Source organism: Phenylobacterium sp. P4_E10, from assembly GCF_056401675.1.
In genome coordinates this window covers 154,739-163,894 of sequence record NZ_JBFUIW010000010.1, presented here as the reverse complement: position 1 = coordinate 163,894, position 9,156 = coordinate 154,739, and the positions used below count along the sequence as shown (strand labels likewise).

General features: G+C 65.6%; 11 protein-coding genes. 3 read left to right on the top strand and 8 right to left on the bottom strand.

Going from position 1 to position 9,156, the window contains the following annotated elements; translation table 11 throughout:
• A partial coding sequence (locus tag AC1DQJ_RS13580; RefSeq protein WP_477604112.1) for a flagellin occupies positions 1-735 on the bottom strand: 735 nt, incomplete at its 3' end.
• Between the two features lie 366 nt (positions 736-1,101).
• Here AC1DQJ_RS13580 and AC1DQJ_RS13575 point away from each other — a divergent pair.
• Together AC1DQJ_RS13575 and AC1DQJ_RS13570 are read left to right on the top strand one after the other, a co-directional pair.
• Positions 1,102-2,451 (top strand): dicarboxylate/amino acid:cation symporter, encoded by a 1,350-nt coding sequence (locus AC1DQJ_RS13575; RefSeq protein WP_477604110.1) that lies wholly within the window; start codon positions 1,102-1,104, stop codon positions 2,449-2,451.
• Positions 2,452-2,514: 63 nt separating this feature from the next.
• Positions 2,515-3,900, top strand: a complete 1,386-nt coding sequence (locus AC1DQJ_RS13570; protein ID WP_477604108.1) for a sensor histidine kinase — start codon at positions 2,515-2,517, stop codon at positions 3,898-3,900.
• On the opposite strand, the gene AC1DQJ_RS13565 is transcribed toward AC1DQJ_RS13570, so the two are convergent.
• The 6 genes from AC1DQJ_RS13565 to AC1DQJ_RS13540 form a co-directional block, all read right to left on the bottom strand.
• Positions 3,897-4,322, bottom strand: a complete 426-nt coding sequence (locus AC1DQJ_RS13565; protein ID WP_477604107.1) for an OsmC family protein — start codon at positions 4,320-4,322, stop codon at positions 3,897-3,899. The genes AC1DQJ_RS13570 and AC1DQJ_RS13565 overlap by 4 nt on opposite strands.
• 65 nt (positions 4,323-4,387) lie before the next feature.
• Entirely contained in the window at positions 4,388-5,818 is a 1,431-nt protein-coding gene (locus AC1DQJ_RS13560; RefSeq protein WP_477604105.1) for an MFS transporter, read from the bottom strand.
• Complete coding sequence (locus tag AC1DQJ_RS13555; protein ID WP_477604103.1) at positions 5,815-6,258, bottom strand: MarR family winged helix-turn-helix transcriptional regulator; 444 nt, start codon at positions 6,256-6,258, stop codon at positions 5,815-5,817. The genes AC1DQJ_RS13560 and AC1DQJ_RS13555 overlap by 4 nt, the downstream gene beginning before the upstream one ends.
• A gap of 265 nt (positions 6,259-6,523) precedes the next feature.
• Complete coding sequence (locus tag AC1DQJ_RS13550) at positions 6,524-6,931, bottom strand: hypothetical protein (protein WP_477604101.1); 408 nt, start codon at positions 6,929-6,931, stop codon at positions 6,524-6,526.
• A gap of 57 nt (positions 6,932-6,988) precedes the next feature.
• Complete coding sequence (locus tag AC1DQJ_RS13545; protein WP_477604099.1) at positions 6,989-7,261, bottom strand: S24/S26 family peptidase; 273 nt, start codon at positions 7,259-7,261, stop codon at positions 6,989-6,991.
• Positions 7,262-7,415: 154 nt separating this feature from the next.
• Positions 7,416-7,976: a DUF2239 family protein gene (locus AC1DQJ_RS13540; protein WP_477604097.1), complete on the bottom strand. Its 561-nt coding sequence runs from the start codon at positions 7,974-7,976 to the stop codon at positions 7,416-7,418.
• Positions 7,977-8,128: 152 nt separating this feature from the next.
• On the opposite strand from AC1DQJ_RS13540, the gene AC1DQJ_RS13535 reads away from it, so the two are divergent.
• Complete coding sequence (locus AC1DQJ_RS13535; RefSeq protein ID WP_477604095.1) at positions 8,129-8,650, top strand: DUF3617 domain-containing protein; 522 nt, start codon at positions 8,129-8,131, stop codon at positions 8,648-8,650.
• Between the two features lie 45 nt (positions 8,651-8,695).
• Here AC1DQJ_RS13535 and AC1DQJ_RS13530 read toward each other — a convergent pair whose 3' ends face one another.
• Positions 8,696-9,148 carry a hypothetical protein gene (locus AC1DQJ_RS13530; protein WP_477604093.1) on the bottom strand — a complete coding sequence of 151 codons (453 nt, stop codon included), beginning with the start codon at positions 9,146-9,148 and terminating at the stop codon, positions 8,696-8,698.
• Positions 9,149-9,156: the final 8 nt, after the last annotated feature.

The window sequence follows — 9,156 nt, the reverse complement described above, 5'->3', positions numbered from 1 at the left end:
ACTTTCCTTGGCGAGGTCGGCGTCCACCAGGTTACCGACACCAGCGTCCAGGGTGTCCTGGAGCTTCATGACGTTGGTCAGGTGGGTGTCGAGCGCCTTGGCGCCCGTACCGATCTTCGACAGCGACGAAGACACGCTCTGGATCGCGGTTTCCAGGTCGGACACGTCACCGGCCGAGACCGTACCGGTGAGGGCGGTCAGGGTGCCGGCGATGGCCGTATTGGTCAGCGACAGGTCGACGTGGTCGATGTCGATGGTGGCGGTGGCGTCGGCGTTGGCGATCGACTTCACGTCGGAGCTGTTGACCGAGACGCCGGAGATCAGGTTCACGCCATCGAAGTTGGCGTTGTTGGCGATGGTGGCGATCTGATTGCGCAGCGCGGTGTATTCGTCGCTGAGCGCCTGCTTCGAAGCGGTGGTCAGACCAGCTTCGGTCGCCGCCAGCACCTTTTCCTTCATCTGCACGAGAATGTCGGAAATGGCGGTGCCGGCCGACATCGCCACGTCAGCCACGGATTGACCGCGCTGCAGCGACGAGACGACGGAGTTGAGCGAGCTCGATTCAGCGCGTTGGTTCTGGGCGATGGCCCAGATGGCGCCGTTGTCCTTGGCCGACGAAATCTTCAGACCGGTGTTGATGCGGTTCTGAACGGTGCCGAGGTCTTTGTTGGTGGAGTTCAGGTTTTGCAGCGCGACCATCGCGCCTTGGTTCGTGTTGACGGAATTCATCGCCATAGCACTTAGGTCCTTTTCTCGGAGACCGACGTCATTTTGACTGCCGGAGGCGTTTTGCCTGAGGGTGTCCCCAGCAATCGGCGGGCCAGCTTTTGTGGTTAAAGCTTAACCATTGATCCATTTGAATAATTTCGGGAGACCGTTGTTTTCCAACGGATTCCGACGACTCCGGCCGGAGTCCATAAGGTAAATTCTGCCGAGCTCGGCGGGCAAAACTTGCTGGGCTGGGTGGGCAGGAAGTGCCGGTCGGCAGGCTTGGCGCCTGGGTCCGAGCATTCAGCTTTTCTAAGGGCGGAAAAAGCTCAAACCGTTGGCTATGCGGGATTGTTGCGACCATGCTCCCGCCGAATTTGAGTAGGAGTTGTCATGGCGCAGGCGAAGCGGGGCGGAATTTTCGGCTCCTTCGGTTTCCAGGTGCTGGCGGGGATGGCTTTGGGCCTGGCCCTGGGCCTGGTCGCGCGCCGACTCGGCGCCGAGGAAGGCCAGGCTGGACACGGCTTGTCTGAAGCCCTGCGACTGGCTGGATCGACCTTTGTCCAGCTCCTGCGGGTGCTGGTGCCGCCGCTGGTGTTCACGGCCATCGTGGCGAGCATCGCCAACCTGCGTGAACTTCAGAACGCCGCCGCCCTGGTGTGGCGCACCTTGCTATGGTTCGCAGTCACGGCGCTGATCGCTGTCAGCATTGGCATCGCGCTTGGATTGATCCTGCAGCCGGGGGTCAATACGACGGTCGCCGCCACGGCGGCGGAGGCGCCCCATACTAGCGGGTCGTGGCTCGACTTCCTGACCAGCCTGATCCCGTCGAACATGCTGGGCCTCTCGGCCTCAACCAAGCTGACCGACGACGGGGCGACGACATCGCTGTCGTTCAATGTACTGCAGATCGTGGTGATCTCGCTGGTCACAGGCGTGGCGGCGCTGAAGGCGGGAGCGGCCGCCGAGCCGTTCCTGGCCTTCAACGCATCGGCGCTGGCCATCGTGCGGAAGATCCTCTGGTGGGTCATCCGACTGACGCCGATCGGAACCATCGGCCTGTTCGGCAACGCCGTGGGCCACTACGGGTGGGACGCCCTGGCTCAGCTCGGAGCGTTCACTGTCGCGGTCTATGTCGGCCTGGGCCTGGTGATGTTTGTCGTCTACCCGACATTGCTGGCTTTCAACGGCCTCAATCCGCTCAAGTTCTTCGCCGGGGCGTGGCCGGCGATCCAGCTGGGCTTCGTCTCCCGCTCCTCGATCGGGACGCTGCCGGTCACTCAGACTGTGACGGAAAGCGCCCTGGGCGTACCGCGCCCATACGCCGCCTTCGCTGTACCCCTGGGGGCGACGACCAAGATGGACGGTTGCGCAGCGATCTATCCGGCCGTGGCCGCGATCTTCGTCGCACAGTTCTACCATGTGCCCCTGGCGCTGACGGACTACCTCCTGATCGTGTTCGTCTCGGTGATCGGATCGGCCGCGACGGCCGGGCTGACCGGAGCGGTGGTGATGCTAACCCTAACGCTCTCGACGCTTGGGCTGCCGCTGGAAGGCGTGGGCCTGCTCCTGGCCATCGATCCCATCCTCGATATGGGCCGCACCGCGACCAACGTCGCCGGCCAGGCGCTGGTCCCCACCTTGGTGGCCAAGCAGCAGGGCATGCTTGACCTGGACATCTACAACGCCGCTTCCGGCGATCTGGAGACCGAGGTCGCGAACTCGGCCGGGTCGACGACCTGACTGAGCCATTGTCCAGCTGGGACGGGCGGGCCTAGGATTGGCGCTCAACCGGGCGGAGGGCAGATGGCCGACGATGAGCAGGAACGCCGCTGGCGCAGCGCCGGTCGTGGCGGCGAGGCGCTCCTTGAGGTGATGCTCGAAGTCTCCGACGTCCTGGCGGGCGTCGTGGAGATCGTCGATGACGACTATCGCTTCATCATGGCCAATCGGGTGGCCTGCGAATTCTACGGCCGGCCGCTCGGCGGATTAGATGGCCGCACGGCCCGGGACATCGGGCTCGAGGATGAGCAAATCGCCGGGCGCATCAGGGTACTGGCCCGGGTGCTTGAGTCCGGCCAGACCGAGACGATCGAGTATTCGTTCCTGTTTCCGGGCGGACGCCAGGGATGGTTCCTCGGGACGTTCTCGCCCTTGCCGGGCGAGCAGCCGCAGATCGCCTTCCTGATCATCGACATCACCCGCCGCCACCAGGCCCAGGTGGAGGCCGAACGCCAGGGCGCGCGCCTGAGTCTGGCGCTGCAGGCCACGGATCTTGGGCTCTGGGAGTACGACGTCGCGGCCGACCGCGTGGCCTGGGACGCGCGCACACGGCGGATGTTCGGGCTGCCGCCCGTGGGGGAGATCGACTACGCGGCCTACGCCGCGCAGGTGCATCCGGACGACTTTTCCGCCACCCGCGTGGCCTATGACGCGGCCATGGCGGGGGAGAACGACGGGCACTATGTGGTCGAGCATCGGACCACTGCAGCCGGCGCGCGGGGGTCGGCTACCTGGGTGCGCGGCGCGGCCCGCGTGATTTTCGACACGCAGGGCAAGCCGGTGCGGGTCATCGGAACGTCGCAGGACATCTCCGCCCAAGTGGCGGCGCGCGAGCGTCAGGACCTGCTGCTGGCCGAGTTGAACCACAGGGTGAAGAACAACCTGGCGACCGTCCAAGCCATCGCAGCCCAGACCTTGCGCAGTGTCTCCGATGAGCCGGCCGCGTTCCGGGTTGCGTTCGACGGCCGGATCCAGTCGCTGGCCAGGGGCCACGACCTGTTGACCCGCAACGCCTGGGAAGCTGCGGACCTGCGCGATGTCATCGACGCCGCCCTGGCGCCGTTCGCCGCCGAGGGATTCGATGTCAGCGGCGTCAACAATCCAGCGCCTCTGACGCCGGAAATGGCGGTGAATCTGGTGATGGTGCTGAACGAACTGGCCACCAACGCCGCGAAGTACGGGGCCTTGTCCGGCTCGGGGCGGGTGTCGATCGCCTGGTCGGTCGCAGGCGGCAAGCTCAGCCTGGAGTGGCGCGAACGCGGCGGGCCGATCGTGACCACACCGGTTCGCAACGGCTTTGGCACGCGCCTGACGATGAACGCCCTGCAGGCCTTTGGCGGCGCCGTCGAGCTCAGCTTCCCGCCCGAGGGCGTGGAGTGCCGAATGACCGCGCCGCTCGCCGGGCGCTAGGAAATCAGCGTCGCGTCCAGAGTGATCTCGGCGTTCAGGAGCCGCGAAACCGGGCAGTTCTTCTCGGCGGTTCGGGCCAGTTCGTCGAACTTGGCCTGATCCATGCCTGGCACCTTGGCGCGCAGTGTGAGAGCGGACTTGTCAATCTTGAAGCCTTCGCCGTCGGGCGCCAGGGAGACCGCGGCCTCAGTGTTGAGCTCTTCGGCCGCAGCGCCGGCGCGTTGGATAAGGAATGCGAGCTGCATGGTGAAGCAGCCCGCATGGGCTGCGGCGATCAGCTCTTCCGGATTGGTCCCAGGCTCTCTCTCGAAGCGGGTCTTGAAGCTGTAGGGGGTCGACGACAGCACGCCGGAATCGGTGGTGAGATCGCCGTCTCCGTCGCGGCCGGTTCCGCGCCAGACGGCGCGCGCTTTACGGATCATTGTCGTCTCCTGAAAGAGGAAGGCTCCCCGTGGAGACTATCCAACGCCGATGACGGAGGATTGGATCATCTTCCCGTGCGGCCGTTCATTGCGTCACCTGCATCGCGGGGGAGCGGAATGAAGAAGGCCAGTGAGATCAGGGTCACCAATCCCGTCACCACGAAGGCCGGGGAAATGGCTCCAGCGGTCAGGTGATCCTCGCCGCGCATGACCATGAAGGCGTGCATCAGGTTCGCGGCCAGACCGATCCCAACCGACTGCACCAGCTGCTGGACCATGGACGAGGTGGTCGAGGCGCGGCTCATCTTGTCCTGGCCGATGTCGGCGTAGGCCAGGCCGTTGAGGCTGGTAAAATGCAGGGATCGGAAGAAACCGCCGACGGCGAGGATGCTCATGATCACCCAGTGCGGGGTGGTCGGCTGGAACAGGCCATATGACACGAAGCTGACGGCCACGATGAGGGCGTTGACCACCAGCACCGTGCGGAAGCCGAAGCGGCGCAGGATCGGCGGAGCGGTGGTCTTCATCACCAAGGCGCCGGCCGCGGAAATGAAGGTCATCAGGCCGGCCTGCAGGGCCGAGAGGCCAAAACCGACCTGCAGCAGCATGGCCAGCATGAAGGGCGTCGCGCCCATGGCGATGCGCATGAAGCCCCCGCCGACCACCGAGGCGAAGAAGGTCTGGATGCGGAACACCGAGAGATCGAGGATAGCGTGCGGATTGCCGCGCGCATGGCGCCAGTAGAGGAAGAGGGCGAACAGGCCGAACAGGAAGAGGCCGGCGACCAGCGGCGCAGCCATGGAGCCGCGTCCGAGGTTCTCAAATCCGAAGATCAGACCGGCAAGGCCAAGGCCGGTCAGTAGCGCGCCCTTCCAGTCCACCGGGGAAACCTGCTGTTCGCGGACATTGGGCACGAAGCGCAGGACCAGCAGCACGCCGACGACTGCTACCGGAATGCTCAGGAAGAAGATCCAGCGCCAGTCGGCGAAGGTGACGATAGCGCCGCCGACGATGGGACCGATCACCGGCCCGAGCAGGGCCGGCATGGTCATGACCGACATGGCGCCGACAAGCTCTTCCTTGGGCGTCGTGCGCAGCAGGACCAGACGCCCGACGGGGGCCATCATCGCACCGGCCATGCCCTGGAAAACCCGAGCGATTACAAGCTGAGTCAGGTCCTGGGCGAAGCCGCAGGCGGCCGAGGACAGGGCAAACAGCACCATCGAGACCATGAAGATCTTCTTGGCCCCGAACTTGTCGGCTACCCAGCCGCTGATCGGCAGGAAAACTGCCGAAGCCAGCAGGAACATGGTGATGGCGAGGTTGAGCCGCAGGGGCGGGACGTCGAGGGCGACGGCCATGGTCGGCAGGGCGTTGGCGATGACCGTAGCGTTCATCGTCTGCATCAGCATGGCCGAGCCGATGATCGCCGGAACGACCCAGCCTCGGGTGGTCGCGCCGGCGGCGGAAGGGGCGGGCTGATCGACCGGACTCATGGCTCGAGGCTCAACAACTGGAGGAGGGGCTCCTGGGCGGCCGCCAGCGCGGCGCGCGCCTCCGGGTCCAGGCGGGCGAGCCGGGCGGCCAGCCAGTCGTTGCGGCGCTGGCGCACCGCGTCGAGCTGGGCCTCGCCAGCGGGGGTGATCTGTAGGCCGCAGCGGCGAGCGTCCTGCGCATCGGCGGCGCGGTCGACCCAGCCGGCCGCTTCGAGACGTTTGACGTGGCCGCTCATGCTGGGCCGCGACATCTGCTCGGCGTCGGCCAACTCGCTGACGCCGATGCCGGGGCGTCGGCGGATCTGGCCGAGCACCAGGGCGTCCAGGGCCGAGGAGCCTGCGCGCTGAGCTTCCTGTCGCAAGCGCCGGGAGACGCGCAGCAGCGGCGCACGGAGGCTGTCGGCGAGGACGGTGGGGTCGAGCTGTTCGGGCATGGCCATATAGTTAGGTTGCCGAACTATCTATTCGCGACACGCCGGGGCGTCAACACACGTCTAGCGGGAACTGCGCGCGCAGTTCCTCGTTTAGGCGATTGGGCGGCTCATCGAAGGCAGAAGGCCATGAGATCAGACCAAGGCTTGTCGAGACCCCAAATGGCGCGGCTCACCGCCGAGGTGCGCGGCGCGACACGCTGGCTGACGTCCGAGCAGATGCTCGACCTGGCCGACATACTGCACGATGCAATCCGCGCACGCCGTGATCCCCTCAAGGGCGCAGAGCGCGGCGCGCCAAACGCAGTCCATCGCTGAGAGCGGCGGCCTGAGCGGCAACCTCGGCGAGGGCCTGGGCGCGCCAGTCTGCCGGTTCGCCGCGCGCAACCCCAGCGCGGGCGCGTTCGGCGGCCGCATAGGCGTCGCGAGCGGCTGACTGGCAGGCGGACAGCGCTGTGAGGAATGCGCCGTCCGGCCCCGCCCGCCATGCCTCGCGCGCCGCCAGCCGGGCGGCGACCCTGGCTTGTAGGTCGCATTCGGTTCGGCCGGATTCGGCGTCGGGCTCCAACCCCGACCAGGCGACGCCGCGATGGCGATCGAATTGGCGGCGGCGGATCTCTGCGCGGGCGGCGTCGGCCGCGATCTCCGCGACGGCCAATTGCTCGGTTTCGCTAAGCGACATCGCAGAAAATGTATATTATCTACACGGCGCGTCGAGCGAAAGCCGCCGAAATCGCGATCAAGCCTCGCTGAGGATGATCCGGCGCGCCTGGAAGGGCGGGATGATCGCCGTGATGTGGGCGGCCCAGCGCAGCCGCGCGTCGTGGCGGGTCGGACCGGCGACGCTCTCGAGGTCGTAAAGGCCCGGCCGCGATCCGCGCAGCAGCCGCTTGACCAGCACCTCGTCAGTGTCGGTCTCGACCACCACCACCTGGCCCAGCATGTCCGGGCTGGGCGAGCTGCGCTGGTCCTCAAAATAAATCAGCGCGCCGTCGTCTGCGAGGCCACGCATGCTGTGGGCGCACCTAAGCTTCGCACCTCCCAACCGGCGGCAGGTGCTGAGCAAGATCTCAAAGGGATATGTATGGGGGTTGCGGTGAGCCTGTGCCCTGTTGGCCGCTGGAGACTTGGCACGTTCGCTTGGGGTTTGTCGCCGAAGGGGAACGCTAGGTCTGTGACAAGGTCTGCAAGCCCTCGACGTGTTCGCGAACGTAGCTGCGGACATCGTCTGGCCAGCTTTCGGATATCCGGGTGAACCGAACAAACTCGTTCGCGAAGAAGGCGCGGCTGGCTTCCTCGAAGTGGGGAAGGTCGCCGGCGAGAGCGAGCATCACCCTGTAGGCCGCTTCCCGCGCCTGACGAACCTCATCGCCTCCGGCCTTCCGGGCCTGCTCGACCAATCGCCGCAGCGTTGCCGACGCACCGCCCGACTGTGACGCCAGCCACTCCCAGTGACTAGGGAGCAGGGTGACCTCTCGTGCGGTGACCCCCAACTTCGGTCGACCACGTGTTGTGGAACGAGGCGGGGCGGCGTCCTTCAGGCGAGCGACCATTTCGTCCAGCGAGCCGCGAAGATCCATCTCAATCAACTGCCCGGTCGTGTCGTCGAAGACGAGCAAGGAAGCGGCCCCGGCGTCGTAGGCCGCCCTGACCGCGGGGGCGATCTCAGCGGGGGAACCGCGAGCTATACAGCGTCCGTTCGCGAAGGCGGTGCAAGCATCGGGCATGGGCGATCCTGACTCCTAGGCCGCTATTATGGCCCGGATGAAAAGGGCGCGCTAACTCGCCGCGAGATTTATTTGCTTCGTCGCAAACGAGCCGCGCCTCGCGATCGTGGCTGGCAAAGCAGCGCTTTGCATCAGCCGATCAGGATAGCCCCATGCGCCGCGTCTTATCCCTAATAATCGTTGCAGGTCTCGCCGGATGCGGCGAACGGCAAGCCCAGCAGGAAGGAGGTTCAGCCGCGACGCCTCCAGCGGAGGTCGCTGACAAGCTTCGCCTCGATACAAAGGGTATCCCTCAGTTTCGCCCCGGTCTTTGGGACGTAGTGAGTACCGACTCGACTATACCCGATAAGATCGATCACGAGCGCCACTGCCTCGGCGAGACCGCTAGCGAAGAGCTCGCCAAGGCGCTCGCCGCCCCGAGTCCGGACTGTAAGGCAGAACGTTCGGGAGACGCTCGCTCTATCAAAGTCACGTCAAACTGCGAGCAGAACGGGGTGAAAATACGGTCGGAACTTGCCCTCGCCGGCGGCGAGGCGAAGTACGAGATGCGCCTGAAGATGGGGGTCGTTATGCCCGACGGCACGACCGATGGCGGCGAGATCGTGGCCAAGGCCCACTGGATTGGCGCCTGCCCAGCCGGAATGGCGCCTGGAGACACCGTCGACGTCGAGTAACCGCGGCCGCGGTCAGGGCGCCGATGGCGGCGCCCTGACAACGGATCAGCAGGGGCGAGCGCGAAAGATCGAAGTGATGTGGCTCAGCCGTTGCTGCTGCGGGGTAATCTGCGCTGGCTGAGCCGTTGCTGGATCCGGAGCGGCTGCCGTGCCGGACGCCACTTCTTGGGCCACGCTGGCCGCCACGTTTGAAACGAGCATGCTGGCCAAGGCGTCAGACGACGAAGAGCCACCGTATCCCATCATCGAAGCGCTACGCGCGAGCCCTGAGAACACTCCCTTGCCAAGGGCAAGCCCGGCGCGGCCGGCCTTCGCCTGGCGTTCGGCCTTCTGGTTCAAGGCCAGGACTTCTGCGTTAAGTGCATTGATCTCTTTGGAGAGAACCTCGCATGCGGCGTCGTTGTCGCCTGGACGAAGTACTTGGTAAGGTTCAGCGGCCACTGCGGCGCTTGAGATTAGCACCGAAGTAACGATCGGGAGGGCGAAATGAATTCTCATGGGTATCC

Excerpts from the sequence above, each read along its gene's own strand:
- AC1DQJ_RS13540 (WP_477604097.1), bottom strand. The coding sequence starts at position 7,976 with ATGCCCGATGCTTGCACCGCCTTCGCGAACGGACGCTGTATAGCTCGC.
- AC1DQJ_RS13530 (WP_477604093.1), bottom strand. The coding sequence starts at position 9,148 with ATGAGAATTCATTTCGCCCTCCCGATCGTTACTTCGGTGCTAATCTCA.
- AC1DQJ_RS13570 (WP_477604108.1), top strand. The coding sequence starts at position 2,515 with ATGGCCGACGATGAGCAGGAACGCCGCTGGCGCAGCGCCGGTCGTGGC.
- AC1DQJ_RS13555 (WP_477604103.1), bottom strand. The coding sequence starts at position 6,258 with ATGGCCATGCCCGAACAGCTCGACCCCACCGTCCTCGCCGACAGCCTC.
- AC1DQJ_RS13575 (WP_477604110.1), top strand. The coding sequence starts at position 1,102 with ATGGCGCAGGCGAAGCGGGGCGGAATTTTCGGCTCCTTCGGTTTCCAG.
- AC1DQJ_RS13535 (WP_477604095.1), top strand. The coding sequence starts at position 8,129 with ATGCGCCGCGTCTTATCCCTAATAATCGTTGCAGGTCTCGCCGGATGC.
- AC1DQJ_RS13545 (WP_477604099.1), bottom strand. The coding sequence starts at position 7,261 with ATGCGTGGCCTCGCAGACGACGGCGCGCTGATTTATTTTGAGGACCAG.
- AC1DQJ_RS13550 (WP_477604101.1), bottom strand. The coding sequence starts at position 6,931 with ATGTCGCTTAGCGAAACCGAGCAATTGGCCGTCGCGGAGATCGCGGCC.
- AC1DQJ_RS13560 (WP_477604105.1), bottom strand. The coding sequence starts at position 5,818 with ATGAGTCCGGTCGATCAGCCCGCCCCTTCCGCCGCCGGCGCGACCACC.
- AC1DQJ_RS13565 (WP_477604107.1), bottom strand. The coding sequence starts at position 4,322 with ATGATCCGTAAAGCGCGCGCCGTCTGGCGCGGAACCGGCCGCGACGGA.